Raw genomic sequence first — 26,570 nt, 5'->3', positions numbered from 1 at the left:
AAAGCCGGGGCGGCGGTGCGCTGCCGCCCCTTTCCCGCCACGGGACCGGACAGGGGTGATCTGATGCTGGACGCAGAGACGCAAATCGACGTGCAGGCCGAGACCCTGCTGGAGGTCAACAATATCGAGGTGATCTACAACCATGTGATCCTCGTTCTGAAGGGCGTCAGCCTGAATGTGCCCAAGGGCGGGATCACTGCCCTGCTGGGGGGCAACGGCGCGGGCAAGACCACGACGCTCAAGGCGATCTCGAACCTGCTGCATTCCGAGCGTGGCGAGGTCACCAAAGGTTCGGTCAAGTATCGCGGCAACCCGGTGCATAACGGCGACCCCGCCGACCTGGTACAGAAAGGGGTGATCCAGGTGATGGAGGGGCGGCATTGCTTCGAGCATCTGACGGTCGAGGAGAACCTCCTGACCGGCGCCTATACCCGCAAGGACAGCAAGGCCGACATCCAGGCCGACCTTGACCTGGTCTACAGCTATTTCCCGCGCCTCAAGGAACGCCGCCGCAGCCAGGCGGGCTACACCTCGGGCGGCGAGCAGCAGATGGTCGCGATGGGCCGCGCGCTGATGAGCAAGCCCGAGACGATCCTGCTGGACGAGCCGTCGATGGGGCTGGCGCCGCAGCTGGTCGAGCAGATCTTTCAGATCGTCAAGTCGATCAACGAGAACGAGGGCGTGACCTTCCTTCTGGCCGAGCAGAACACCAATGTCGCCCTGCGCTATGCTCATTACGGCTATATCCTGGAATCGGGCCGCGTGGTGATGGACGGCCCCGCCGCCGACCTGCGCGAGAACCCGGACGTCAAGGAATTCTATCTCGGCATGTCCGACGAGGGCCGCAAGAGCTTTCGCGACGTGCGGTCCTATCGCCGCCGCAAGCGGTGGCTGAGCTGAGGGGGATCAGACGTGTTCTTCGGCCTTCATCTCGGCAATCCGCTCCAGCGCCTCTTCGCGGGTGTTTCGGATATTCGGGCGGAATCCCTGGGTTTCGGCGCGCAGGCGGATGTCGGCCTCGGTCTCGGATCCGGCGGCATAGCGCACCGAGCCCAGCGAGGACGCCTGGTTCAGCGCCTTGCCGCGCCGGGCATATTGCACCCAGGCCGCGGGCAGGATCTGGCAGCCGTTGAGGTCGATCAGAAAGAACCACTTGCGGCCCGTCTCGGCGATACGCTCTTCGATATGGTCGTAGAACTCGTTGACGTCGCGCGAGTGATGAAACGTGAAATGCGAGAAATCCACGTTCATGATCTGCGTCTCGGGATCGAACGAGATGCGCCGCACGTAATCCGCCAGCACATAGTTCGGATCATGCGCCACCCGCTTGCGGCGCTTGCTGGGCAATTCGGCGATGCGCGCCAGCGCCGCGTCGCGGTTGGCAAAGAGGTTGGGATCGAACGCCTCGGTATTGGCGGCGCGCTGGATCTGCCCGCGCGTTTCCTCGGAGGGGTCGAACCGGACCGAGCCCATGGAATGCGACAGGTTCAGCGCCTTGCCGCGTCGGGAATAGGCCAGCCAGGCGGCCGGGTCGATGCGGGTGCCGTGCAGGTTGACCAGGAAGAACCAGTGCTCCTCGCCGGATTTCGCGATGCGATCCTCCAACCGGTCATAAACGCGGTTCACCGTTTCGGACGTGTCGAAATGAAGGTCCGAGAAATCGGCCTCCATCGTCTGGATGTCCTCGTGAAAGGTGATCCTGCGGTCAAGTTCGGCAATGGAATCGGCGGTGTCGGTCACGGTGTCGTCCTCTCTCGGCTCGGCCGGCCAGTGCAGTATGCAATGGCATACCGTCAATTGCCCCAACGTAAACCCAATGACAATCTGACAAGCTGTCGCGCCCGGAAGATCGGCGGCGGCCCGCGGAGGTTCGACCCATGACACAGCATTTCGATGCGCTTGAAATCCGCTCGGCGGATCAGCGTGCGGCGGATCTGGCCCAGGCGCTTCCGGCCCAGATCGCCCGCGCGAAGCAGGCGCCGGCATATGCCGATGCGCTGGCCGAGGTCGATCCGCAGGCGATCACCGGACCCGGGGCGCTGGCGGCGCTGCCGGTGCTGCGCAAGACCGACCTGACACGCGCACAGGCCGAGCGTCCGCCCTTCGGCGGCTACACGGTCAAGCCCGCGCGCCACTTCGCCCATGTGTTCCAGTCGCCCGGTCCGATCTACGAGCCCGGCGGCACCGATCATGACTGGTGGCGGATGGGCCGGTTCCTGCATGCCGCCGGTGTGGGCCCAGGCGATATCGTGCAGAACTGTTTCGGCTATCACCTGACGCCGGCCGGCATGATCTTCGAGAATGGCGCGCGGGCGGTTGGCGCGGCGGTGCTGCCGGCGGGGACCGGGCAGACCGAGTTGCAAGTGACGGCGGCGCGCGACGTGGGTTGCACCGCATATGCCGGCACGCCGGATTACCTGAAGGTGATCCTCGACAAGGCGGAAGAGATGGGCGTGGCGCTGGGCTTCACCAGGGCGGTGGTGGGCGGCGGTGCGCTGTTCCCGTCGCTGCGCCAGGACTATGCCGATCGCGGCATCGCCTGCCTGCAATGCTACGCCACTGCCGATCTGGGCAACATTGCCTATGAAAGCCCGGCAATGGAGGGGTTGATCGTGGACGAGCATGTCATCGTCGAGATCGTCACCCCCGGCACCGGCACGCCGGTCGCCCCGGGCGAAGTGGGTGAGGTGGTCGTGACCTCGCTCAACCCCGACTATCCGCTGATCCGCTTCGCCACGGGTGATCTCAGCGCGGTGATGCCGGGCACGTCGCCTTGCGGGCGCACCAACATGCGCATCAAGGGCTGGATGGGGCGGGCCGACCAGACGACCAAGATCAAGGGCATGTTCGTGCGGCCCGAACAGGTCGCGCAGCTGGTGGCCCGGCATGACGAGATCGTCAAGGCCCGGGTGATCGCCACGCGCCAGGGCGAGATGGATGCGATGACCGTCCGGATCGAGGCGGCTGGCGGCGACGACGCCCGGTTCGCCCGGTCGGTGGCCGAGCTCCTCAAGCTCAAGGGCGCGGTCGAAGTGGTCGCCCCCGGCTCGCTGCCGCGCGACGGGCTGGTGATCGAGGACCAGCGCAGCTACGACTGAGGGGTCAGGCGGGTCTTCCACTCGCGGTTGGCATCCGGTCCGGCTCCATCAACCCGTGTCTTCGACAGGCCGACTTGGGGGGCGGTTCCCAAGATCCTTGTACTGTTCCAAGCAAAAGGGATCAGGCGCAACCGTTCCATTCACCCGTGCGGGCCACTTGCATGTGAGCGGAACACCAGCCATGGGGCGACATCACGCCCTCGGGGGTTTGACGCGCTTCCGCCTGTGATCGCATCACGGTCAATCCAGAGAACAGGTGTCCTTCGGCCAGTATATGCCGCGGTTCAGTCGCGCAGGGAGGCCAGGGCCTCGCCGAGGTCCAGCGCGCCGTCATAGAGCGCCCGGCCCGAGATGGCGCCATCCAGCGCCACGCCGCAGTCGCGCAACGCGATCAGGTCGTCCAGCGAGGAGACGCCGCCCGAGGCGATCACCGGGATCGAGACGGCGCGGGCGAGCGCCGCGGTGGCCGGGACATTCGGCCCCTGCATGGCGCCGTCGCGGTCGATGTCGGTATAGATGATCGCGGCCACGCCCGCATCCTCGAAGCTGCGGGCCAGCTCGGTGGCCTCGACGTCGGTCTCTTCGGCCCAGCCTTTGGTCGCGACCCGTCCCTTGCGGGCGTCGATGCCCACGGCCACCCGGCCGGGAAAGGCGCGGGCGGCCTCGCGCACGAGCGCGGGGTCTTCGACCGCGACAGTGCCGAGGATCACCCGCGCCAGCCCCTTGTCCAGCCAGGCCTCGATGGTGGCCATGTCCCGGATACCGCCGCCCAGCTGCGCGGGCACCTCGCAGGCCTCCAGGATCGCCTCGACCGGCGCGGCGTTGACCGGCGTTCCGGCGAAGGCGCCGTTCAGGTCCACCAGGTGCAGCCATTGGCATCCGGCCTCGACAAAGGCGCGGGCCTGGGCGGCGGGATCGTCGTTGAAGACTGTCGCCTTGTCCATCTCGCCGCGCAGCAGGCGCACGGCCTGGCCGTCCTTGAGGTCGATGGCGGGGTAGAGGATCATGGCGGCGCCTTTCGCTGGGATGCGGGCGGATATGGCATGAACAAGTGGCGGGATGCAACGCGACCCGAGGTCAGGCTTGCAACACGGGCGCCGGGTTGGCCAGACTGCGCCTGAACAGGGAGGAAATGGCGATGAAACATCTTTTGCTGGCGGCAATCGCGGCGGTGGGTCTGGCTGGAACCGCGGGTGCGGATCCGGTTTTGGGCACCTGGCAGACACAGCCCGATGACGGCGCCTTTGCACATGTCCGGATGCAGAAATGCGGCGCGGCGATCTGCGGGACGATCGCGCGCACCTTCAACGACGGCGGCGAATACAAGTCGCCCAATCTGGGCAAGACGCTGGTGATCGACATGGTGCCCAATGGCGACGGCAGCTATGCCGGCAAGGTGTGGCGGCCCTCGAACGACAAGGTCTATATCGGCAAGATGAATCTCGACGGCAACAGCCTTGCCCTGCGCGGCTGCGTGGCGGGCGGGCTGATCTGTTCCAAGCAGACCTGGCGCCGGGTGAACTGAGACCGTCCGGTCAGGGCGCCCAGCTCAGGAAATTGCCGATCATCCGCAACCCGATGGCCTGACTCTTCTCGGGGTGGAACTGCATCCCGAGCACCGTGTCGCGCCCGATCACGGCCGTGACCGGCCCGCCATAGTCCACATGGGCGATCCGATGCGCCGGATCGGCGACCCGCAAGTGGTAGGAATGGACGAAATAGGCGTGGTCACCGGTCTCGATCCCGTCAAAGACCGGATGCGGCCGGTCTATGACCAAATCGTTCCAGCCCATATGCGGCACCTTGAGCCGCGCGTCGCCCGGTTCGATCCGCACCACGTCACCGCCGATCCAGTCCAGCCCCGGCGTGGTGCTGTATTCATGGCCAGAGGTGGCCATCAGCTGCATCCCGACGCAAATGCCCAGGAAGGGGCGCCCGTGGGTCTCGACCGCGTCGACCAGCGCCTCGTAAAGCCCCGTCCGCCCGCGCAGCGCCGCCGCACAGGCCGGAAAGGCGCCGTCGCCCGGCAGCACCAGCCGGTCGGCCCGGGCCACGGTTTCGGCATCCGAGGTGACCACGACCTCGCCGGCATCGCGTTCCCGCGCCATGCGCTGAAACGCCTTTTCGGCCGAGTGCAGGTTGCCCGATTCGTAGTCGATGATCGCCGTCAGCATTCAGAGCGCGCCCTTGGTGGACGGGATCGCGTCGGCCTTGCGCGGGTCGGTTTCCACCGCGTCACGCAACGCGCGCGCCACCGACTTGAACGCGGCCTCGGCGATGTGGTGGCTGTTGATCCCGTGCAGCAGGTCGACATGCAGGGTGATGCCGCCATGGGTGGCCAGGGCCTGGAAGAACTCGCGCACCAGATCGGTGTCGAATGTGCCGATCTTCGCGGTGGGAAAGTCCAGCGTCCAGACCAGGAAGGGCCGGCCCGACAGGTCCAGCGCGCAGGCGACCTGTGCGTCGTCCATCGGCAGGCGGCATTCGCCATAGCGCCCGATGCCGCGCTTGTCGCCCAAGGCCTGGCCCAGCGCCTGGCCCAGCGCGATGCCGGTATCCTCGACCGTGTGGTGGTCGTCGATATGCAGATCGCCCTGCGCCTTGATGGTCATGTCGATCAGGGAATGGCGGGCCAGCTGGTCGAGCATGTGATCGAAGAACCCGACGCCGGTGCTGTTATCGTAGCGTCCGGTTCCGTCCAGGTCGATCTCGACGCTGATTTCGGTCTCGGCGGTCTTGCGGGTGATCGCGGCGCGGCGCATGGGCATATCCTTGCTGGTTCCGGCCCGCATATAGGCGCATGCCCGGGATGATTGCCAGCCCGCGCGGAACCGGCGCGGCGATGTGTTGCGGCGAAATCAGGGGATTGCGCCACGAGTGGCGGCATGACAGCTTGGAGCCGCATCCACATTCGGGGGCCGGAATGACCACCTGCGTATTCGTCCAGATTCGCTGCAAGCCCGGCGCCACCTACAAGGTGGCCGAAGAGATCGCGCTGCGCGAGATCCACTCGGAACTGCACTCGACCAGCGGCGAATGGGATCTTCTGATGAAGCTCTACATCCCCAAGGATCAGGATGTGGGCCATTTCATCAACGAACGCCTGCTCGACATCCCCGGGATCGAGCGGTCGCTGACCACGATGACGTTCAAGGCGTTCTGAGACGGGCAGAACGCGCGTCGGCGTCCTGCCCGCAATCTCGTCGCGCCGGTCTCAGCGCTTTTTCTTCGGCGGCATCAGGTCGGTGATCGTGCCCTCGAACATTTCGGCGGCAAAGTTCACCGTCTCGCTGAGCGTCGGGTGCGGGTGGATGGTGTGCCCCAGGTCGACCGCATCGGCGCCCATCTCGATGGCCAGCGCCACCTCGGCCACCAGGTCGCCCGCGTTGGGCCCGACGATGCCGGCGCCGATCACGCGATCGTCCTCCTCATCGAAGATCACCTTGGTGACACCTTCCGAGCGGCCAAGCGACAGCGACCGGCCCGACGCGGCCCAGGGGAACACGCCCTTGCCGACCTTGATGCCCCGTTCCTTGGCCTGCGTCTCGGTCAGGCCGACCCAGGCGACCTCGGGATCGGTATAGGCCACGCTGGGGATCACCTTGGCATCGAAATGGCGCTTGTGACCGGCCGCGACCTCGGCGGCAACCTTGCCCTCATGCACGGCCTTGTGCGCCAGCATCGGCTGGCCCACCACGTCGCCGATGGCGAAGATGTGGCTCTGGCCCGTGCGCTGCTGGCCGTCCACGGCGATGAAGCCGCGGTCATCGACGGCGACACCGGCCTTTTCGGCATCCACCAGCTTGCCATTGGGCCGGCGCCCAACCGCTACCAGAACCTTGTCGAACGTGTCGGTCGAGCTTTCGCCCTTGTCGTCCTCGAAGGTGACCTTCAGCCCCTTCTTCTGCGCCTCTACCGCGGTGACCTTGGTCTTCAGCTTGATCGCCTCATAGCGGCCCTCGATCCGCTTGTGCAGGGGTTTCACGATGTCCTTGTCGGCGCCGGGGATCAGCTGGTCCATCAGCTCGACCACCGTGACCCTGGATCCCAGCGCGTCATAGACGCAGGCCATTTCCAGCCCGATGATACCACCGCCGAGCACCAGCAGCCGCTTGGGGATGCCATCGAGCTCGAGCGCGCCGGTGGAATCGATCACCCGGTCGTCGTCATGCGGGATGAAGGGCAAGGTGACGGGTTCCGAGCCGGCGGCGATGATGCACTGGTCGAAACTGACCTTGGTGAGGCCCTCGTCGTTCTGCACCTCGATCATGTTCGGCCCCGAGAAACGGCCATAGCCGTTGACCACCTGGACCTTGCGGCCCTTGGCCAGGCCCGAAAGGCCGCCGGTGAGCTGTTTCACGACCGAATCCTTCCAGTCGCGCAGCTTGTCGATATCCGTCTTGGGCTTGGCAAAGCTGATGCCGTGCTCACCCATCTCCTCGGCTTCGGTGATGACCTTGGCGGCATGCAGCAGCGCCTTGGACGGGATGCAGCCCACGTTGAGGCAGACGCCGCCCAGGTTGCTGTCCTTCTCGATCAGCACCACCTTCTTGCCCAGGTCGGCGGCCCGGAACGCGGCGGTATATCCGCCGGGGCCCGAGCCCAGCACGACCACCTCGCCATGCACATCGCCCTTGCCGGACGCGGTGCCGGTGGCCTGGACCGCTTCGGGTGCCGCCGGTGCGCTCTCGGACTTGGCCGAAGGCGCGTCATCGCCCGAGGATGCCTTGGCGTCGTCGGACTCCAGCACCATGATCAGCGCGCCTTCGGAAACCTTGTCGCCCTCGGCGACCTTGATCTCCTTGACCACGCCGGCGGCCGGCGAGGGAACCTCCATCGTGGCCTTGTCCGATTCCAGCTCGATCAGCGGGTCTTCGGCGGCGACCGTATCGCCGACCGAGACCAGGATGCCGATCACCGGAACGTCGGTGAAATCGCCTATGTCGGGAACCTTGACGTCCATGTCCGCGCCCTCCCTTACAGCATCAGCCGGCGCACGTCGCCGAGCAGGTGTTTCAGCGTGGCGCAGAACCGGGCGGCCAGCGCCCCGTCGATGGCCCGGTGGTCATAGCTGAGCGACAGCGGCTGCATGTTGCGTGGCACGAACTTGCCCTTCTTGCCGGCATTCGCATCCCAGACCGGTGCCATCTTGGACCGGGTCAGGCCAAGGATCGCCACTTCGGGTGCGTTCACGATCGGGGTGAAGCTGGTGCCGCCGATGCCGCCCAGCGACGAGATGGTGAAGGTGGCGCCCGACATGTCGTCGCCCTTCAGCTTGCCCTCGCGCGCCTTGGCGGAAAGCTCGCCCAGTTCCTTGGAGACCTCGATGATCCCCTTGCGGTCGGCGTCGCGGATCACCGGCACCACCAGCCCGTTGGGCGTGTCGGCAGCGAAACCGATATTGTAGAAATCCTTCTTGATCAGCTTGTCGCCGTCGGGGTGGATCGACGAGTTCACCTCCCAATGTTGCTTGAGCGCCGAGACGCTGGCCTTGATCACGAAGGACAGGAGCGTGACGCGATACCCGTCCTGCTTGGCTTGCGCGTCCATCTCGCGGCGATAGGCGTCCAGATCGGTGATGTCGGCCTCTTCGTTGTGGGTGACATGCGGGATGTTCAGCCAGGACCGGTGCAGGGCCGGGCCGCTCAGCTTCTTGATGCGCGGCATCTCGACATCTTCGACGGGGCCGAATTTCGAGAAATCGACCGCCGGGATCGGCGGGATGCCCATGCCGCCCTGCGCCGGCGCACCGCCCGCGGCCGGGGCCGAGGTGGATTTTAGATGGGCCGTCACGTCCTCGCGCAGGATGCGGCCCTTGCGGCCGGTGCCGTTCACCTTGTTCAGGTCGATCTCCAGCTGCCGGGCAAAGGCGCGCACGGACGGGCTGGCATGGACCTTGCCGAAACCGGCATCGGTGACCGCGGCGGGGGCGGGGGTCGGCGCCGATGCGGGGGCAGGGGCCTCCTCGGCGGCCGGTGCCGGCTTGGATTCGGATTTCGTTTCCGCCTCGGGCGCATCGCCTGCGCCGGCGTCCGACCCCTCCAGGATCATCACCAGCGATCCCTCGGAGACGGTATCGCCCTCGGAAACCTTGATCTCCTTGACCGTCCCGGCGGCGGGTGCGGGCACTTCCATCGTGGCCTTGTCGCTCTCCAGTTCCAGGATCGGGTCTTCGGCGGCGATGGTGTCGCCCACGCTGACCAATATGCCGATCACCGGCACGTCCGAGAAATCGCCGATGTCGGGGACTTTCACTTCGATTGTCATGTCAGATGTCTCCTTCCCGGCCTCAAACCAGCCGCGGGTTCGGCTTGTCGCCGTCGATGTCGTATTTGCTGAGTGCCGCCTCGAGGTCCTTCTTGGACACCGCGCCCTCGCGATGAAGATCGACCATGGCAGCGGCGGCGATGTGGTTCGCGTCCACCTCGAAGAACCGGCGCAGGTTCACGCGGCTGTCCGACCGTCCGAACCCGTCGGTGCCCAGAACCGTGTAGCGGCCCGGAACCGCGGCGCGGATCTGCTCGGCATAGCTCTTCATGTAGTCGGTGGCGGCGATGATCGGCCCCTTGGCACCCGACAACGCCTCGGCGACATAGGGCACCTTCTCCTCGGCCAGCGGGTTGAGGCGGTTCCAGCGCGCCACGTCCTGCATCTCGCGCGCCAACTCGTTGAAGCTGGTTGCGGACCAGATGTCGCTGGTCACGCCGAAATCCTCCTTGAGCATCTCGGCGGCCTTCATCGCCTGCACCAGTATGGTGCCCGAGCCCATCAGGTTCACGTGCTTCTTGCCGGGCCGGGTGGTCTTGGAGAAGCGGTAGAGACCCTTGATGATGCCTTCCTCGACGCCCATGGGCATGTCGGGATGGACATAGTTCTCGTTCATCAGCGTGAGGTAGTAGAACACGTCCTCCTGATCGCCATACATCCGCTGCAGCCCGTGCTGGACGATCACCGCCACCTCGAACTGGAAGGTCGGGTCATAGCTGATGCAGTTGGGGATGGTCCCGGCCAGGATGTGGCTGTGCCCGTCCTCGTGCTGCAGGCCCTCGCCGTTCAGCGTGGTGCGCCCGGCGGTGCCGCCCAGCATGAAGCCGCGTGCGCGGCTGTCGCCGGCGGCCCAGGCCAGGTCGCCGATCCGCTGGAACCCGAACATCGAGTAGTAGATGTAGAACGGGATCATCGGCACGCCGTGGTTGGAGTAGCTGGTCGCCGCGGCGATCCAGTCGGCCATGGCGCCGGCCTCGTTGATGCCCTCCTGCAGAACCTGACCGTCGGTCGATTCCTTGTAATACATCATCTGGTCGGCATCCTCGGGCGTGTATTTCTGCCCCAGCGGATTGTAGATGCCCACCGAGCGGAACAGCCCCTCCATGCCGAAGGTACGGCTCTCGTCGGGCACGATGGGCACGACCTGCTTGCCGATCTTCTTGTCACGCAGAAGCGTGGTCAGGATGCGCACGAAGGCCATCGTGGTCGAGATCTCGCGCTCGCCGCTGCCCTTGAGCTGACCCGAGAACTTGTCCAGCGCCGGAATTTCCAGCTTGGGCGAGTCCGAGACCCGTTTCGGGAAGTCCCCGCCCAGCTCCTTGCGGCGGTCGGCCAGATAGGCCTTCTGCGCGTTGTTCAGCTTGACGAAGGGCGCCTTGGGCAGATCCTCGTCGCTGACCGGGATCTTGAACCGGTCGCGGAAGGCGCGCAGCTGGTCCTCGGCCAGCTTCTTCTGCTGGTGGGTGGTGTTCTGGCCCTCGCCGGCGGTGCCCATGCCATAACCCTTGACAGTCTTGACCAGCAGGCAGGTCGGAACGCCCTTGGTCTCGGTCGCGCGCTTGAAGGCGGTATAGACCTTCTCCGGGTCATGCCCGCCCCGGCGCAGCGCCCAGATCTGATCGTCGGTCCAGTCCTCGACCAGCGCCGCCGTCTCGGGATACTTGCCGAAGAAATGCTTGCGGATATATGCGCCGTCCCTGGACTTGAATGTCTGGTAGTCGCCGTCGACGGTCTCGTCCATCAGTTGACGCAGCTTGCCCGAGGTGTCGCGCTCCAGCAGCTCGTCCCAGCCCTTGCCCCAGAGAAGCTTGATGACATCCCAGCCGGCGCCGCGGAAATCGCCCTCCAGTTCCTGCACGATCTTGCCGTTGCCGCGCACCGGGCCGTCCAGCCGCTGCAGGTTGCAGTTGACCACGAAGATCAGGTTGTCCAGCCCCTCGCGCGCGGCCAGGTCGATGGCGCCGCGGCTTTCCGGCTCGTCCATCTCGCCGTCGCCCAGGAAGCACCACACCTTGCGGTCGGCCATGTCGATATGGCCGCGGTTGTGCATGTATTTCATGAACCGGGCCTGGTAGATCGCCATCAGCGGGCCAAGGCCCATGCTGACGGTCGGGAACTGCCAGTAATCCGGCATCAGCCAGGGATGCGGGTAGGAGCTGAGCCCGCCGCCATTCACTTCCGAACGGAAGTTCTCCAGCTGTTCCTCGCTGATCCGCCCCTCCATGAAGGACCGGGCGTAGATGCCGGGAATCACGTGGCCCTGGAAGAACACCAGGTCGCCGCCGTGAATCGCCGATTTCGAGCGCCAGAAATGGTTCAACCCGATATCGTACATCACCGCCGAGCTGGCGAAGCTGGCGATGTGGCCGCCATATTCGCTGCTTTCCTTGTTGCGGCGCACCACCGTGGCCATCGCGTTCCAGCGGTTGATGGTGCGGATGCGCCATTCCATCTCCAGGTCGCCGGGGATCTCGACCTGCTCATCGGCGGGGATGGTGTTCTGATAGGGTGTCGTGGCCGAGAATGGCAGCGTCGCGCCGGCGGCCCGCGCCTGGCTGACCGCGCGGTCGAGCAGGAAATGCGCCCGGTCGGGGCCGTCCCTTGATATCACGTCCTCTATCGCGTCCTGCCATTCGCGGGACTCGATCGGGTCGATGTCCTCGATGTCGGTTGCCATGAAGCGGTCTCCTCCGGTTTACGTAGCGTTGCGGGCTTATAGTTTAATACTAAACTATTGTGCAGCCCATCTGACGCAGGGCAGCTATGCACGGGTTGAAGAGTTCAGTGTGAGGCCCATGTGCCGCTTTGCCAAGGGGGGTGGCGGCACACAGGCCGGATTCAGGCGGTCGACAACCTGCGGCGAAAGGGCCCGGTGCGACCAGGCGCGGACCCCATTCCGCCTCGGTCCGAATCGCAAGGAAACGCCGCGGGCGGACCGGCGGCGTTTCCAGGATGTCCTGCAATCGGACGGCTCCGGTCAGACGTGATCGTCCTTCACAAGCGAGCCGCGGCCGTGTCCGGCATGCCCACCCGATACCTCCTCGGTTGCCTCGTCGGCCAGTTCCTCGGGCAGGATCAGGTTGAGCACGATGGCGATGGTCGCCGCCGGCAGCAGGCCGCTGGTCAGCAGGATGCGGGCCGTGTCGGGCATGTGCTGCAACGCACCCGGCTCCAACTGCAGGCCCAGGCCGATGCTGAGCGAGATGGCGAAGATCACCATGTTGCGGCGGTTCCAGGTCACATCGGACAGCATCGAGATACCGGCGGCCACGACCATGCCGAACATCACGATCACGCCGCCGCCCAGAACCTCGATGGGCACGGTGCGGATGACGCCGCCCACCTTTGGGATCAGGCCGCAGATGATCAGGAAGACCGCGCCGCAGGTCACCACGTGCCGGCTCATCACGCCGGTCATCGCGATCAGGCCGACATTCTGGCTGAACGAGGTGTTGGGGAAGGCGCCGAAGCAGCCGGCGACCGCGGTGCCGAAACCATCGGCATAGGTCGCGCCCTGGATTTCCTTGTCGGTCGCCTCGCGGCCCGCGCCGCCCTTGGTGATGCCGGCCACGTCGCCCACGGTCTCGATGGCCGAGATGAAGGCCATGAGGCAGAAGCCGATAACCGCCGCGGCGCTGAATTCGAAACCGTATTTGAACGGCTGCGGCAGCGCAAAGGCGGCCGAGCGCGCCCAGGATCCGCTGATGGCGTCGAAGCTGAGGATGCCGACGAAAATGGCATAGACATAGCCCACGACAAGCCCGATCAGCACCGCCGAGATCGACAGCATGCCCTTGGTAAAGAACTTCAGGCCCAGGGTGACGAACACCACGACCAGCGCCGCGGACCAGTTCAGCAGGCTGCCATATTCCGGCGTGCCGATGGCCGGAACCCCGCCGGCGGCATACTGGATGCCGACCTTGACCAGCGCGAGGCCGATCATCGTCACCACCAGACCGGTGACCAGTGGCGGCAGCGCGAACCGGATCTTGCCGATGAACGTGCCGAGGAAGGCATGGAACAGGCCCCCGATGATGACGCCGCCGAACAGCGCGGCCAGCGCGTCCACGCCCTTGCCCGCCACCAGCGGGATCATGATCGGCAGGAACGCAAAGGACGTGCCCTGCACGATCGGAAGCGCCGCGCCCACCGGGCCCAGCGTGATCGTCTGCATCAGGGTCGAGATCCCCGCGAACAGCATCGACATCTGGATCAGGTAGAGAAGTTCGGGAAAGTCCGGCGAGTTCGAGCCGAACCCGAAACCGGCGGCGCCGGCGACGATGATCGCCGGCGTCACGTTCGAGACGAACATGGCCAGCACGTGCTGGATGCCGAGGGGGATCCCCTTGGCCAGCCCGGGGAAGTAATCTGGATCCCGGAGCTGTTCCGGGGTTCCGATGGAAGTGTCAGCCATTGCGCGTCTCCTGTTGCACTTATGGGGGTCTTGCCGCTTCTTGACAGGCGGCTTCAGGGGGTGGCCTCGACGATCCACGGATCGTCGAACCAGTGTTCTTGCAGGTTGGGGCCGTCGCCGATGCGGTCGACGACGACGAATCGCCCCGGCGCCCCAAGGGGGGCCAGAACGCCGTGCCAAACATTGCGCAGCAGGTTGATCGACTGCCCCGCCTGACTGGTGAAGGCCTTGAGGTTCACGGGCGTGCCGCCCTCGTCCTCGGCCACGATGACCAGCATCGGGACGCCGTTCACGGGGATGAAGGCCTGGCTGCCCTCGGGGTGGCGTTCCACCATGTCGACCACATGCGGCAGGTGCCGGGCCTTGGCGTCGAACAGGCTGATGCCCGCCCGCCCATCGGCAAAGTCCAGCCGCGCCCGGTCGTGGTGCCGCCCGCACATGCCTTGGTTTATCAGCTTGTCGGGCGCGCCCGAGACCTCGATCACATCGCCAAAGGGCGCAAACGCCTCTGCCGTAAGCGGCCGCGGCGTCAGCACGCGGCTCACGGCAACAGGTCCATCAGGCGGAACTGCGCGATTCGCTCGACCTGGCGGCAGGCCTCGGCGAACTCGGTCTCGCGGTCATTGTCGATGCGCCGCTGGAACGCGGCCAGGATGCTGGCCTTGTCGTGATCACGCACGGCGATGATGAAGGGGAACCCGTGCTTTTCGACATAGGTGTCGTTGAGGCGGGTGAAGGTCTCGCGCTCCTGGTCGGTCAGCAGGTCCAGCCCGGCCGCGGCCTGTTCCGAGGTGCTTTCCGCCGTCAGCCGCCCGGCCTGCGCCAGCTTGCCGGCCAGGTCCGGGTGCGCGGTCAGCACACTCAGCCGCTCCTCCGCCGTGGCGGTGCGGAAGGCCCGGCACAGCGCGTTGTGGACGCCGGCCGCGCAGTCATGCGCGGGACCCAGCTCCAGGCCGTGCGCCCGTTCGGCGATCCAGGGCGAGTGTTCGAAGATGCCGCCGAAGCTCTCGACGAATCGCGCCTTGTCCATCCGGCTGGGCCGCTCCCAGCGGCGCGGCGGATGGGTCGCCGCCCAATGCTCGGCGATGTCGACGCGACGCGGGCACCAGACCCCATCGTGCTTCGCAATATGCTCGATGAACCGCTTGAGCCCGGCGATCTTGCCGGGCCGCCCGACCAGGCGGCAATGCAGGCCGATGGACATCATCTTGGGCGCCCCGGCCGCGCCCTCGGCGTAGAGCGTGTCGAAGGCGTCGGTCAGGTATTGCCCGAAATCCTCGCCCGTGACCCAGCCCGGCGCGGTGGCAAAGCGCATGTCGTTGGCCTCGAGCGTGTAGGGGATGATCAGCTGGTCGCGCTCGCCGATCTCGATCCAGTGCGGCAGGTCGTCGTCATAGGTGTCGCTGATATAGTCGAACTGGCCGGTCTCGGCGGCCAGGCGCACGGTGTTGGTGCTGCAGCGCCCGGTATACCAGCCGCGCGGCACCTCGCCGACGATCTCGGTATGCAGGCGGATCGCCTCGGCGATGGCGGCGCGCTCTTCCTCCTCGGGCATGTCCTTGTGCTCGACCCATTTCAGGCCGTGGCTGGCGATTTCCCAGCTGGCCTCCTTCATCGCCTGCACCTGTTCGGGGCTGCGCGCCAGCGCCGAGGCCACGCCATAGATCGTCAGCGGGATATTCGCATCGGTGAACAGCCGGTGCAGCCGCCAGAAACCGGCACGCGCGCCGTATTCATAGATCGATTCCATGTTCCAGTGGCGCTGCCCGGCCCATTGCGCGGCGCCGGGAATGTCCGACAGGAACGCCTCGGACGCCGCGTCCCCGTGCAGGACGCAGTTCTCGCCGCCCTCCTCGTAATTCAGAACGAACTGAACGGCGATTTTCGCATCACCTGGCCATCTGGGCGCTGGCGGTGTCGGCCCGTGGCCGCGCATGTCGCGGGTATAGCGTGTCAAATTCGGCCTCCTGAATTTTCTTTCTTATAGGGCAAGCAAATCCAAAGAACCTTCCAGATTTTTTTGAAGCAGCTTCTTGCGGGTTTCGACTGTATGCAGCAGCGTGGCGCGGTCTAGTGTGGCCGCGGAACCGAACAGGAGGCACCGAGATGGCCGGATATCTGACCACCCATGTTCTGGACACCGCCCGCGGCTGTCCCGCCGAAGGCATCCGGATCGCGCTCTATCGCGTGTCGGGAAACTCGCACACGAAGATCGCCGAGACGGTGACCAACGATGACGGGCGCACGGATGCGCCGATCCTGCCGCAGGACACGTTCAAGACCGGCACCTACGAGCTGGTCTTCTTCTGCGGCGAGTACCTGGAACAGACGGGGCAGGCGCAGGGCGAGACCAAGTTCCTCGACCAGATCCCGATCCGCTTCGGCATGGACGACCCGCAAGCGCATTACCACGTGCCCCTGCTGCTCTCGCCTTACGGCTACTCGACCTATCGCGGCAGCTGAGACCGGTCAGGCGGGCATGTTGGCCAGGATGTGATCGACCATGAAGTCGATCAGCAGCCGCGCCTTGGGATCCTGCCGACGCCGGTGCATGTAGAGGCAGGCCAGCTGGATCGGCACCGGCGGTTCATCCTCCAGCACCGGCACCAGCCGCCCCGAGGCCAGGTGTTCCGAGATCTCGAAGACCGGCTTCAGGATGATGCCGTGCCCGTCCAGCGCCCAGCTGGTCAGCACATCGCCATGGTCGCATTCGAACGGGCCCGAGACCGGCACGCGGCGCACCCCGTCGGGTGTCTGCAGCGGCCATTGGAACTCGGGCGCGCCGGGATAGCGCAGGTTCAGGCAGTCGTGGTTCTCGGTCTTCAGCTCCTCCGACCGCGCCGGCTGCCCCCGGCGGGCGATGTAGTCGGGTGAGGCGCACAGGATCCGCGGACAGTCGGTTATCTTGCGGATGCGCAGGTTCGAATCCTCCGGCACCCCCAGAAAGAACATCGCGTCCAGCCCCTCGGCGGCCAGGTCCGGCTTGCGGTCCGACAGGCGCAGCCGGATGTCGATCATCGGGTATTCGGCGTTGAACTTCGGCACGGCCGGCGCAATCAGCCGCTGGCCCAGCCCCAGCGGCGCCGCCAGGAACAGCGTGCCGCGCGGCTGCTGGGTGACGCTGGTGATCTCGGCCTCGGCCTCGTCCACGGCCTCGAGGATCTTGGTCGCGCCGTGATAGAACAGGTTGCCCTGCTCGGTCGGGTTCAGAAGCCGCGTGGTGCGCTGGAACAGGCGCACGTTAAGATGCTCTTCCAACTGGGAAATCCGCGACGACGCCACCGCCGCCGAGATTCGCAGATCGCGCGCCGCGGCGGACATGTTGCCCAGCTCATAGACCCGCACAAAGGTCCTGATATTGTCGAGATAGGCCATTTTTCATTCTTTGTGTTTTTTTGAAGCAGCTTGGGTTTTTCACCGGATACACGAAAAGCCGCGCATGCTCTAGCGTCGGGGCGATCAATTCGAGGGAGAAAAGATGCAAGATCTCGCCATCATGTGGGACTGGATGGCCTTCGCCGTGCGTTGGCTGCATGTCATAACGGCGATCGCCTGGATCGGGTCGTCCTTCTATTTCGTCGCGCTGGACCTGGGCCTGCGCAAGACGCCAAGCCTGCCCGCCGGCGCCCATGGCGAGGAATGGCAGGTACATGGCGGCGGCTTCTACCATATCCAGAAATACCTGGTGGCACCCGAGAACATGCCGGACCACCTGACCTGGTTCAAATGGGAAAGCTATGCCACCTGGCTCAGCGGCGCCGCGCTTCTGATGATCGTCTACTGGGTCGGCGGCGAGCTCTATCTCATCGACGCCAACAAGGCCGATCTGGCGCTTTGGCAGGGCATCCTGATCTCGGCCGGCTCCCTGTCGATCGGCTGGCTGGTCTATGACCGGCTGTGCAAGTCCGGCCTGGGCGAGCAGCCGACGGTCCTGATGCTGCTCCTGTTCGTGCTCCTCGTGGCGATGGGCTGGGGTTACAACCAGATCTTCACGGGCCGCGCCACCATGCTGCATCTGGGCGCCTTCACCGCCACCATCATGACGGCAAACGTGTTCTTCATCATCATGCCCAACCAGCGCATCGTGGTGAAGGACCTGCAGGAGGGCCGTACGCCGGACGCCAAATACGGCAAGATCGCCAAGCTGCGCTCGACCCACAACAACTACCTGACGCTGCCGGTGCTGTTCCTGATGCTGTCCAACCACTACCCTTTGGCCTTCGCCACCGAGTACAACTGGATCATCGCCGCGCTCGTCTTCCTGATGGGGGTCACGATCCGGCACTACTTCAACTCCCTGCACGCCCGGTCCGGCAACCCGACCTGGACCTGGGCGGTCAACGCGATCCTGTTCATATGCATCATGTGGCTGTCGACCGCGCCGCTGATGCAGGACACTCTGGAAGAGTCCGAGACACGCGCCCTGACCCCCGCCGAACAAGTCTTCGCCAGCGCCAAGGGGTTCGACGAGGTGATGGGCGTGGTGCCCGGCCGCTGTTCGATGTGCCACGCGCGAGAGCCCTTCTACGAGGGGTTCTACCGCGCGCCCAAGAACATTCTGCTGGAGACCGAGGCCGACATCGCCCGGGCGGCGCGGCAGATCTACCTGCAGGCCGGCGTGACCCATGCCATGCCGCCCGCCAATGTCACCTACATGGAGCCCGAAGAGCGGCAACTGATCGTGGACTGGTATCGCAACGCGGCGCAGGAGTTGCCGTTTCATATCGCGGCCAACTGAGGGCCCCGAGTATCACGGAAGCCCGCAGGCCGGCGCGAATCGCGCCGGCCTTTTCTTGTTGCGCCGACAAGGTTTTTTGTGCCCGTCCCTGGTGGCCAAGGCAGACTGAGATCAGGCAAAAGGAAAGGGCCGGCGCATGACGCCGACCCTTGTCCATGGGACAGGCGCAGGGGGCTCAGAAATCGACCTCGATCGCGATGCCCCGCTCGACCGCCAGGTCCACCACCGCAGCGGCCACCGCAAGATCCTGCAGCCCGACGCCGGTGCCGTCGAACAGCGTGATCTGGTCGTCCGAGCTGCGCCCGGCATGGCTGCCGTTGATCACCGCGCCCAGTTGCGCCACGTCCGCCTCGGAGATCAGCCCCCGGCCGACCGCGTGCTGCGCCTCGCCGATGCTGACCGATTGCGCCACCTCGTCGGTGAACACGTCGGCGCGCACCAGGAGCTGCGGATCGACCTCCTTCTTGCCCTTGGTGTCGGTGCCCATGCAGGCCACATGGGTGCCGGGGCTGACCTGGTCGGCCCCCAGGATCGCGTCGAAGGACGAGGTGATCGACACGATGACATCCGCCTCGCGCATCCCGTCCAGTTCGACCGCCTCGAATGGCAGGCCGGCCGCCTCGGCCACCTCCTGCAGGTTGGGCAGCATCTCGGGGTGGAAGTTCCAGCCGATGACCTTCTCGAAATCCCGCTGCTCCAGCGCTGCGCGCAGCTGGAAACGGGCCTGGTGTCCGGCCCCAATCATGCCGATCACCCGAGCGTCCTTGCGCGCCAGGTGCCGGATCGAAACCGACGAGGCCGCCGCCGTCCGCAGTGCGGTCAGCAGGTTGCCGCCGACCATCGCCTTGACCATCCCGGTGTCGGGATCGAAAAGGAATACCGTGGACTGGTGGTTGATGATGCCGCGCTTGTCCAGGTTGTTCGGCCAGTACCCCCCGGCCTTCAGCCCCAGCGTCAGACCGGCGCGGTCGAAACCGCCCTTGAAGCCGTAAAGCGCATCCTCATGGCCGATCGCCTCGCGCACCACGGGAAAGTTGTAGGCGTCTCCCGACGCCATGGCGGCAAAGACCTTCTCGACGGCGTCGAACGCCGCCTCCCGGGTCATCAGGTCGGCGATCTCGCGCTCGGGCACGATCAGCATTGCACATCTCCTTGTCGCGGATGCCCTTGTTGGTGGCATCCGGCTCTTCCTCTCGCGGAAAATACCTTCAGGGGGGTGCGGGGGGCAGAATGCCCCCCGCTTCGGTCGGATCGCGCAGCGATCCGATACAGGCTCAATACGCCTTGCCGCGGGCCGAGACCGGCCAGACCGTCTCGACCTTGCCGCCGCGCACGCCGACATACCAGTCATGGACATTGGCGGTGGGGTCGCAATGGCCGGGCACCAGCTTCAGCTTCTCGCCCACTTTCAGCACGCCGTCGGGATCCGCGATCACGCCGTGCTCGTCCGAGCACTTGACGTATTCCACGTCGTCGCGCCCGAAGATCACCGGCAATCCGCTGTCCACCGACTGCGCCTTCAGGCCGGCGTCGCAGATCGCCTTGTCGGGTTTCGCGTGGCTCATCACCTGGGTCAGGATGAAGAACGCGTTCTCCCACTCACCCTGGTCGATGCGGTTGCCGTCCTTGTCCAGGATGCGGCCGTAATCGGCATCCATGAACGCGTAGGAGCCGCACTGAAGCTCGTTGTAGACGCCCGAATTGCTCTCGAAATAATACGAGCCGGTGCCGCCGCCCGAGACCAGTTCGGGCTCCAGCCCGGCCGCCTTCAGCCCCTCGACCGCGTCCGAGACCTGCGCGATGGCCGCGTCCAGCTTCTCCTTGCGCGCCTCATAGCTGTCGAGATGCTGCATCGCGCCCTGATAGGCCTGGATGCCCTTGAAATTCAGGTTGTCGGCGGCCTCCACGGCCTTGGCGATCTCCACCACGGCCTCGGTGGTGGTGACACCGCACCGCCCGGCGCCGCAGTCGATCTCGATGAAGACCCCCAGCTCGGTGCCGTGTTTGCCGGCGGCATCCGACAGCTCGGACACGTTGGCGATATCGTCGACACAGACGATGATATTGGCGTCCAGTTTGGGCAGCTGGGCCAGCCGGTCGATCTTGGCCGGGTCGCGCACCTGGTTCGACACCAGCACGTCCTTGATGCCGCCGCGGGCAAAGACCTCGGCCTCCGACACTTTCTGACAGCAGACGCCGACCGCGCCGCCCAGCTTCTCCTGCAGCAGGGCCACATCGACCGACTTGTGCATCTTGCCATGCACCCGGTGGCGCATCCCGTGCGCCTTGGCATAATCGCCCATCTTCTTGATGTTGCGCTCGAGCGCGTCGAGATCCAGCACCAGGGCCGGGGTCTGGATGTCGGCCGCGTCCATGCCGGGTACGGCGGGCACGTCGAAGCCCACGTCGAGGGTCGAGAAATCGGTTTGTGCGTTCATGTCGGTTACTCCGTTTCAGCCATTGATCCAGGGCAGCTTGTCCAGGTCGACATTGCCGCCGGTTATGATGACGCCGACGCGCTTGCCGGCGAAATGGTCCCTGTTCTTGAGGATGGTCGCCAGCGGCACCGCCGAGGACGGCTCCATCACCACGCGCAGGTGTTTCCAGGTCAGTTTCATCGCGTCGACGATCTCCTCCTCCGAGGCGGTGAAGATCTCGCTCACATGGTTGGACACGAAATGCCAGGTCAGATCCTTGAGCGGCACCAGCAGCCCGTCCGCGATGGTCTTGGGCGCGTCGTCGGCGATGATATGCCCCGCCTTGAAGCTGCGATAGGCGTCATCGGCCTGCTCGGGCTCGGCGGCGATGATCCGCGTCTCGGGGGCTGCGTTGGACAGGGTCAGGCAGGTGCCCGAGATCATGCCGCCGCCGCCGATCGGCGCGACGGCGAAATCCAGCCCATCGACCTGCTCGATGAACTCCCTGGCGCATGTGCCTTGCCCCGCGATCACCCGCGGGTCGTTATAGGGGTGCACGAAATCCCCGCCGGTCTCGGCCTGCACCCGGGCAAAGGTCTCCTCGCGCGCGCTGGTCGAGGGCTCGCATTCGGTGATCTTGCCACCGTAGCGCCGCACCGTGTCCTTCTTGGCCTGCGGCGCGCTATGCGGCATCACCACGTTGCACGGGATCCCGCGCAGCATCGCCGCATAGCTCAGGCAGGAGGCATGGTTGCCCGAGCTGTGGGTGGCCACGCCCTTTTGCGCCTGGGCCTCGTTCAGACCGAAAACCGCGTTGCTGGCGCCGCGCACCTTGAAGGCGCCCGGCTCCTGGAAGTTCTCGCACTTGAAGAACAGCTCGCAGCCGGCCAGCTCGTTGAGATAGGCCGACTGCCGGATCGGCGTTCGGCGGATATGCGGCTGGATCCGCTCATGCGCCGCCAGCATGTCGTCATAGGTCGGGATATACATCGGGCTTGCGTCCTTCATCACGCGGCCGCCCTGGAATGGGTGGGCTGGGGCGAACGATACACGTCCTGGGCGGCGGCGACACCCGATCCCAGCTGGATATCCAGCCCCAGGTCGGCCATCACCATCTCGGCGGTGGCAATGCCCGACAGCGCCATCACGTCGGTCAGGCTGCCCAGATGGCCGATGCGAAACACCTTGCCGGCGACCTCGCCCAGCCCGGTGCCATAGGCCACGCCGTATTTCTCGGCGGCCAGTGTCACAATGTCGGTGGCGTTGAACCCCTCGGGCGTGCGGATCGCGCTGACCGTGTCGGAATAGACCTCGGGCGAGCGGGCGCACAGGTCCAGACCCCAGGCGCGGACCGCGGCGCGCACGCCCTCGGCGATGCGGTGATGGCGGGCGAACACGTTGTCCAGCCCTTCGCCCAGCAGCATCGCGCAGGCGTCGTTCAGCCCGTTCAGCAGGCCCACGGCCGGCGTGTAGGGATAGGCGTTGTTGGCATAGCCCTTGGCCATGTCATGCACGTCGAAGAAGGTGCGCGGCAGGGTGCCGGTCCCGGTCGCCTGCATCGCCTTGGCGCTGAAGCCGACGATGGCCAGCCCCGCCGGCAGCATGAAGCCCTTTTGAGAGCCGGTCACGGCGACATCGACGCCCCATTCGTCGAACCGGAAATCCATCGACGCGATGGAGCTGACACCATCGACGAACAGCAGCGCGGGATGGCCGGCCGCGTCCAGCGCCCGGCGCACGGCGGCGATATCCGATTTCACGCCGGTGGCGGTCTCGTTATGGGTGGCCAGGACGACCTTGATCTCGTGGCCGGTATCGGCGGTCAGGATCTCCTCGTAGCGGTCCGCCGGCAGGCCCTCGCCCCAGGGCGTCTCGACGACCTCCACCTTTAGGCCGTGGCGCTGGCACATGTCGATCCAGCGATGCGAGAACATGCCGTTGCGCGCCGCCAGAACCTTGTCGCCCGCCGACAGCGTGTTGGTCAGCGCGGTCTCCCACCCGCCGGTGCCGGTCGAGGGGAAGATGAAGATCTCGGCGCTGTCGCTCTTGAGGATCTTGCGCACGCCCTCGCGCGCGGGGTGCAGGATCTGGCCGAACAGCGGCGACCGGTGATCGATCGTCGGCATGTCGCAGGCCTTGCGCAGCGCCTCGGGCATGTTGGTCGGGCCGGGGATGAAAACGGGGTTCTGAAAGCTCATGATGTGCCACTCCTGTCGCGGTTCCATCCCAGACTACCGCAGCAGGCGCAGGTCTGAAATTTTCTTGAAAAACGATTTCATGATAGGTCTTTTCCAGAGTTACATGATGTGTTTCAATGGCTTGCATTTTTCATTGATCGAAAAAACATTTCAGTGTTTCCTGTTCCACGCCGAAAACGGGGAATCGCAAAGGACACGCCATGCCCGATCCCACACCCAGGAAGGGCCGGCCGCGCGCCTTTGCCGGGCCCGGGTCGCAGCCGACCATCCAGGCGCTGGACCGCGCGCTGACCGTGCTCGATGCACTGGCCGCTGCCGACGGGCTGACGCTGACCGAACTGTCGCGGTCGCTCGACCAGTCCACCGCGACGGTGCACCGCATCCTGGCCACGCTCGAGGCGCGGCAGGTGGTCGAAATGGATATGCAGCAGCAGGCCTGGCATATCGGCGCGATGGCGTTCCGCCTCGGATCGGCCTTTCTGCGCCGGATGAGCGTGATCGACCGCAGCCGGGCGGCCATGCGCGCGCTGATGCAGGACACTGGCGAGACCTCGAATCTGGGGATCGAGCGCAATGGCGAAGTGATGTTCGTCAGCCAGGTCGAGACCCAGGAATCCATCCGCGCCTTCTTTCCGCCGGGCACCCTGTCGCCCATGCACGCCTCGGGCATCGGCAAGGCGCTGCTCAGCCGCTATCCCGAGGACCGGCTGGAGCGGTTCCTGCGCCGCCGCGTGCTGCAACGGTTCAACGCGCAGACCATCACCGATCCGGGCGCGCTCAAGACCGATCTGGCGCAGGTGCGGGCGCGGGGATGGGCGCTCGACGACGAGGAGAAGGCCGCCGGAATGCGCTGCGTCGCGGCGCCCATTGTCGACATTCATGGCGAGGCGGTGGCCGGTATCTCGGTCTCCGGCCCGACCCAGCGGATGCCGCCGGCGCGGATCGAGGAAATCGGCGCGCTGGTCCGGGGCGCCGCCGCCGAGGTCTCGCGCGGTTTGGGCGCGCCGCTCAGCGATTGAGCGGCATGTGCCGGTTCACGTCCTTGTAGAGCAGATAGCGGAACGGCCCCGGCCCGCCGGCATAGCAGGCCTGCGGGCAGAAGGCGCGCAGCCACATGTAGTCGCCGGCCTCGACCTCGACCCAATCCTGGTTGAGCCGATAGACCGCCTTGCCCTCGAGCACGTAGAGCCCGTGTTCCATCACATGGGTCTCGGCAAAGGGGATCACGCCGCCCGGCTGAAAGGTGACGATCGTCACATGCATGTCGTGGCGCAGGTCGGCGGGGTCCACGAAGCGCGTGGTGGCCCAGGCCCCGTCGGTGTCGGGCATCGGCGTCGGCGCGATGTCGCGTTCGTTGGCCACTACCGGGTCGGGCGCGTCCAGCCCGTCGACCGCCTGATAGGCCTTGCGGATCCAGTGGAAGCGCGCGGCGGCGTCGCCGGTATTGCGCAGGCTCCAGGCGGTGCCGGGCGGGATATAGGCATAGCCGCCTTCGGACAGGTCATGCCCGGTTCCGTCGATGGTCACCCGGATCGTGCCCCCGACCACGAACAGCACCGCCTCGACCCCCGCATCGGTCTCGGGCCGGTCGCTGCCACCACCCGGCATCACCTCGGCGATATATTGCGAGAAGGTCTCGGCAAAGCCCGACAGCGGGCGGGACAGCACCCAGAACCGGGCCTTGTCCCAGAACGGCAGGAAACTGGTGACGATGTCGCTGAACGTGCCCTTGGGGATCACCGCATAGGCCTCGGTGAACATCGCGCGATCGGTCAGCAACTGGGTCTGCGGCGGCAGCCCGCCGGTGGGAGCGTAGTAGGTGGGAGCGGTCATGGAGGGAGCCCTTCACTCGGGTCATGTTCGGGGCATTGAACCCCGAAGCGGTCCCCGCGCCAACGACTATCCCTATCGGGATTCCCAGAAGGATCGTCAGGATTTTTTTGAAATACCTGAAAACGGCGGTGGCCTGCGCTGCGCTATCCGTCCGGGCTCTCCGCCTTGACCGGCAGGTACAGCACCATCGCGTCGTCGCCCTGAACCATATGCGGCCGGGGACCGTCATAGGGCGCGAAACTGCCGCAGCGGTCAGGGGTTTCCGAACAGACCACAATCCGGCGCCCGGTCAGGTGATAGAGCCTCAGCCGCAGCGCCTGCGGCGCCTGCAGATGCGCAGACCTGGCCGAGTTCAGCGCGTCGTAGTCGCCGGTGACGTAAAGCGGGCCATGCCCGGCGTTGAGGATGTCCGCCATGGCCCGGGTCTCTTGTTGCCAGGGGAGGTAGGACGCGTATTGCTTGGGCGTGAGGATCGCGTGGGCGGCGAGGATCGTCAGCGCCCCCAGTTGCAGCGCGCGGGCCGAGGGCAGTCCGTGCTCCTGCGCCTCGAGCTGTGCGCGGACCACGGCGATGGCCGCGATCATGCAGGCGAATCCCAGGGTGCGGTGCGGCAGGGTGATGCCGGTCAGCAGGACCTGCAGGCTGAGCAGCGCCAGCCCCGCGCCGAGGCCGGTCATCAGGTAGAGCGCGCTCCACCGATCCGTGCGGGCGAGCACGACCATCGCGCCCAGAAACAGGGCGATGCCGACAACGGTGACCGTGGTGTTCTGGAACCCGGCCGCCAGGGCGCCGTCCCACATCGACTGGGCCAGCATCCGCGTATTCGCCATCAGCGAGGCCCAATCCGTTGCCGGACGGGGATCGCGCCACTCGGCCATCGGGATCCCGAAGATGCCGTGTTCGATCAGGTTGAGCGTGTAGATGCCCACGATGCCCAGCCCGAAGGCGAGGCCGAAGAGGCACAGCACCGTGGCCAGGTCCGTCCATGACCGGCGCGTGTCGCGGGCCGCAAGGCACAGGCACAGCAGCAGGATCGGGTAGGTGGTATAGGCGGTCAGGGTGATCGGCACGAAGATCAGAAGCAACAGCCGCGATACTCGCTGCGAGACCTGCGTGGCCAGCACCGCATAGAGCGCCAGGATGGCGATCCCGGGCAGCAGCGTGTTGAACCACAGCGAGATCAGCAGCGCCGGGACCGACAGCGCCAGCAGCCCCGACAGCGTCAGGACCGTCCGCCAGGTCGCGCCGCGCCCGCAGGCGATGATCGCCGTCGCCCCGCAGAAGGCCGCCCAGAACAGCTGGTACAGCGCGAAGTTCAGCCAGGCCGGCGTGACGATCCCGCGCAGGTGCCACCAGTAGTTCAGCCAGCGCCCCTCGTGCAGGGTCTTGCTGTAGAACCCGTCCGGCAGGGCCAGAAGCGCCAGATAGTCGTCATTGCGCAGGAACGGATCGGCCAGGTTGGTGGCCGAGACCAGCAACAGCAGCAGATAGGTCACGCCGATGGTGCCCAGCACGCGCGACATCGGGGCGATGGCGCTTGCGCCCCATGCGTCGGAGCGGCCCGCGATCACACCGGGCCGGGTGCTGTCCATGCTGCTCATGGCG

Annotated in this window: 24 protein-coding genes; 7 read left to right on the top strand and 17 right to left on the bottom strand. The window is 65.9% G+C overall.

Annotation, left to right across the window (positions count from 1 at the left end; genetic code table 11):
* Window positions 1–63 precede the first annotated feature (63 nt).
* Window positions 64–900, top strand: a complete 837-nt coding sequence (locus tag BMX57_RS12875; RefSeq protein ID WP_092367602.1) for an ABC transporter ATP-binding protein — start codon at window positions 64–66, stop codon at window positions 898–900.
* A 6-nt stretch (window positions 901–906) separates the two neighbouring features.
* On the opposite strand, the gene BMX57_RS12870 is transcribed toward BMX57_RS12875, so the two are convergent.
* Window positions 907–1,740: a hypothetical protein gene (locus BMX57_RS12870; RefSeq protein ID WP_092367599.1), complete on the bottom strand. Its 834-nt coding sequence runs from the start codon at window positions 1,738–1,740 to the stop codon at window positions 907–909.
* A 137-nt stretch (window positions 1,741–1,877) separates the two neighbouring features.
* On the opposite strand from BMX57_RS12870, the gene BMX57_RS12865 reads away from it, so the two are divergent.
* The gene (locus BMX57_RS12865; protein WP_092367596.1) at window positions 1,878–3,098 is read left to right on the top strand and encodes a phenylacetate--CoA ligase family protein; all 1,221 of its coding nucleotides are present in this window, start codon (window positions 1,878–1,880) and stop codon (window positions 3,096–3,098) included.
* Between the two features lie 284 nt (window positions 3,099–3,382).
* Here BMX57_RS12865 and hisA read toward each other — a convergent pair whose 3' ends face one another.
* Window positions 3,383–4,105, bottom strand: coding sequence for a 1-(5-phosphoribosyl)-5-[(5-phosphoribosylamino)methylideneamino]imidazole-4-carboxamide isomerase (hisA, locus tag BMX57_RS12860; protein ID WP_092367593.1), 723 nt, complete (start codon window positions 4,103–4,105; stop codon window positions 3,383–3,385).
* Window positions 4,106–4,236: 131 nt separating this feature from the next.
* On the opposite strand from hisA, the gene BMX57_RS12855 reads away from it, so the two are divergent.
* Window positions 4,237–4,623 (top strand): DUF2147 domain-containing protein, encoded by a 387-nt coding sequence (locus BMX57_RS12855; protein ID WP_092367590.1) that lies wholly within the window; start codon window positions 4,237–4,239, stop codon window positions 4,621–4,623.
* Between the two features lie 10 nt (window positions 4,624–4,633).
* Here BMX57_RS12855 and hisH read toward each other — a convergent pair whose 3' ends face one another.
* Window positions 4,634–5,272, bottom strand: coding sequence for an imidazole glycerol phosphate synthase subunit HisH (gene hisH, locus BMX57_RS12850; RefSeq protein WP_092367587.1), 639 nt, complete (start codon window positions 5,270–5,272; stop codon window positions 4,634–4,636).
* On the bottom strand, window positions 5,273–5,860 hold the full coding sequence (hisB, locus tag BMX57_RS12845; protein ID WP_092367584.1) for an imidazoleglycerol-phosphate dehydratase HisB: 588 nt from the start codon (window positions 5,858–5,860) through the stop codon (window positions 5,273–5,275).
* A gap of 161 nt (window positions 5,861–6,021) precedes the next feature.
* Here hisB and BMX57_RS12840 point away from each other — a divergent pair, with 161 nt between their 5' ends.
* Window positions 6,022–6,261, top strand: coding sequence for an Lrp/AsnC ligand binding domain-containing protein (locus BMX57_RS12840; protein WP_092367581.1), 240 nt, complete (start codon window positions 6,022–6,024; stop codon window positions 6,259–6,261).
* A 51-nt stretch (window positions 6,262–6,312) separates the two neighbouring features.
* On the opposite strand, the gene lpdA is transcribed toward BMX57_RS12840, so the two are convergent.
* The 6 genes from lpdA to puuE form a co-directional block, all read right to left on the bottom strand.
* Entirely contained in the window at window positions 6,313–8,061 is a 1,749-nt protein-coding gene (gene lpdA, locus BMX57_RS12835; RefSeq protein ID WP_092367578.1) for a dihydrolipoyl dehydrogenase, read from the bottom strand.
* A 14-nt stretch (window positions 8,062–8,075) separates the two neighbouring features.
* A complete protein-coding gene (gene aceF / locus BMX57_RS12830) occupies window positions 8,076–9,479 on the bottom strand; it encodes a dihydrolipoyllysine-residue acetyltransferase (RefSeq protein WP_092367575.1) in 1,404 nt (467 codons plus the stop codon).
* A complete protein-coding gene (aceE, locus tag BMX57_RS12825; RefSeq protein WP_092367572.1) occupies window positions 9,388–12,042 on the bottom strand; it encodes a pyruvate dehydrogenase (acetyl-transferring), homodimeric type in 2,655 nt (884 codons plus the stop codon). The genes aceF and aceE overlap by 92 nt, the downstream gene beginning before the upstream one ends.
* A gap of 300 nt (window positions 12,043–12,342) precedes the next feature.
* Window positions 12,343–13,779, bottom strand: a complete 1,437-nt coding sequence (locus BMX57_RS12820; RefSeq protein ID WP_092367569.1) for a uracil-xanthine permease family protein — start codon at window positions 13,777–13,779, stop codon at window positions 12,343–12,345.
* A gap of 53 nt (window positions 13,780–13,832) precedes the next feature.
* Window positions 13,833–14,324, bottom strand: a complete 492-nt coding sequence (locus tag BMX57_RS12815; protein WP_092367566.1) for an ureidoglycolate lyase — start codon at window positions 14,322–14,324, stop codon at window positions 13,833–13,835.
* Window positions 14,321–15,736 carry an allantoinase PuuE gene (gene puuE, locus BMX57_RS12810; protein ID WP_092367563.1) on the bottom strand — a complete coding sequence of 472 codons (1,416 nt, stop codon included), beginning with the start codon at window positions 15,734–15,736 and terminating at the stop codon, window positions 14,321–14,323. The genes BMX57_RS12815 and puuE overlap by 4 nt, the downstream gene beginning before the upstream one ends.
* A 149-nt stretch (window positions 15,737–15,885) precedes the next feature.
* Here puuE and uraH point away from each other — a divergent pair, with 149 nt between their 5' ends.
* Complete coding sequence (uraH, locus tag BMX57_RS12805; protein WP_092367561.1) at window positions 15,886–16,242, top strand: hydroxyisourate hydrolase; 357 nt, start codon at window positions 15,886–15,888, stop codon at window positions 16,240–16,242.
* 6 nt (window positions 16,243–16,248) lie between these two features.
* On the opposite strand, the gene BMX57_RS12800 is transcribed toward uraH, so the two are convergent.
* Window positions 16,249–17,154 carry a LysR family transcriptional regulator gene (locus BMX57_RS12800; protein WP_092367558.1) on the bottom strand — a complete coding sequence of 302 codons (906 nt, stop codon included), beginning with the start codon at window positions 17,152–17,154 and terminating at the stop codon, window positions 16,249–16,251.
* Between the two features lie 103 nt (window positions 17,155–17,257).
* Here BMX57_RS12800 and BMX57_RS12795 point away from each other — a divergent pair, with 103 nt between their 5' ends.
* Window positions 17,258–18,517, top strand: coding sequence for a urate hydroxylase PuuD (locus tag BMX57_RS12795; RefSeq protein ID WP_092367555.1), 1,260 nt, complete (start codon window positions 17,258–17,260; stop codon window positions 18,515–18,517).
* Window positions 18,518–18,692: 175 nt separating this feature from the next.
* On the opposite strand, the gene bhcD is transcribed toward BMX57_RS12795, so the two are convergent.
* The 4 genes from bhcD to bhcA all read right to left on the bottom strand — a co-directional run bounded on the left by bhcD (window position 18,693) and on the right by bhcA (window position 23,132).
* Window positions 18,693–19,658, bottom strand: a complete 966-nt coding sequence (gene bhcD, locus BMX57_RS12790; protein WP_092367552.1) for an iminosuccinate reductase BhcD — start codon at window positions 19,656–19,658, stop codon at window positions 18,693–18,695.
* A gap of 133 nt (window positions 19,659–19,791) precedes the next feature.
* A complete protein-coding gene (bhcC, locus tag BMX57_RS12785; protein WP_092367549.1) occupies window positions 19,792–20,955 on the bottom strand; it encodes a 3-hydroxy-D-aspartate aldolase BhcC in 1,164 nt (387 codons plus the stop codon).
* Window positions 20,956–20,970: 15 nt separating this feature from the next.
* Window positions 20,971–21,942, bottom strand: coding sequence for a beta-hydroxyaspartate dehydratase BhcB (gene bhcB, locus BMX57_RS12780; RefSeq protein ID WP_092367546.1), 972 nt, complete (start codon window positions 21,940–21,942; stop codon window positions 20,971–20,973).
* Window positions 21,942–23,132, bottom strand: a complete 1,191-nt coding sequence (bhcA, locus tag BMX57_RS12775) for an L-aspartate--glyoxylate aminotransferase BhcA (RefSeq protein ID WP_092367543.1) — start codon at window positions 23,130–23,132, stop codon at window positions 21,942–21,944. Before bhcA ends, bhcB begins: the two co-directional genes overlap by 1 nt.
* Before the next feature lie 200 nt (window positions 23,133–23,332).
* Between bhcA and bhcR the strand changes: the two genes are divergently transcribed.
* Window positions 23,333–24,151, top strand: a complete 819-nt coding sequence (gene bhcR / locus BMX57_RS12770; protein ID WP_092367540.1) for an HTH-type transcriptional regulator BhcR — start codon at window positions 23,333–23,335, stop codon at window positions 24,149–24,151.
* On the opposite strand, the gene BMX57_RS12765 is transcribed toward bhcR, so the two are convergent.
* Together BMX57_RS12765 and BMX57_RS12760 are read right to left on the bottom strand one after the other, a co-directional pair.
* Entirely contained in the window at window positions 24,141–24,965 is an 825-nt protein-coding gene (locus BMX57_RS12765; protein ID WP_092367537.1) for a bifunctional allantoicase/(S)-ureidoglycine aminohydrolase, read from the bottom strand. The two genes, bhcR and BMX57_RS12765, sit on opposite strands and share 11 nt — an antisense overlap.
* 143 nt (window positions 24,966–25,108) lie before the next feature.
* The gene (locus tag BMX57_RS12760) at window positions 25,109–26,566 is read right to left on the bottom strand and encodes a hypothetical protein (protein ID WP_092367534.1); all 1,458 of its coding nucleotides are present in this window, start codon (window positions 26,564–26,566) and stop codon (window positions 25,109–25,111) included.
* Window positions 26,567–26,570 lie beyond the last annotated feature (4 nt).

The organism is Cribrihabitans marinus (assembly GCF_900109035.1).
Lineage (GTDB): Bacteria > Pseudomonadota > Alphaproteobacteria > Rhodobacterales > Rhodobacteraceae > Cribrihabitans > Cribrihabitans marinus.
The sequence above is the reverse complement of the archived record's forward strand: the minus strand, read 5'-3'. Positions and strand labels throughout refer to the sequence as shown.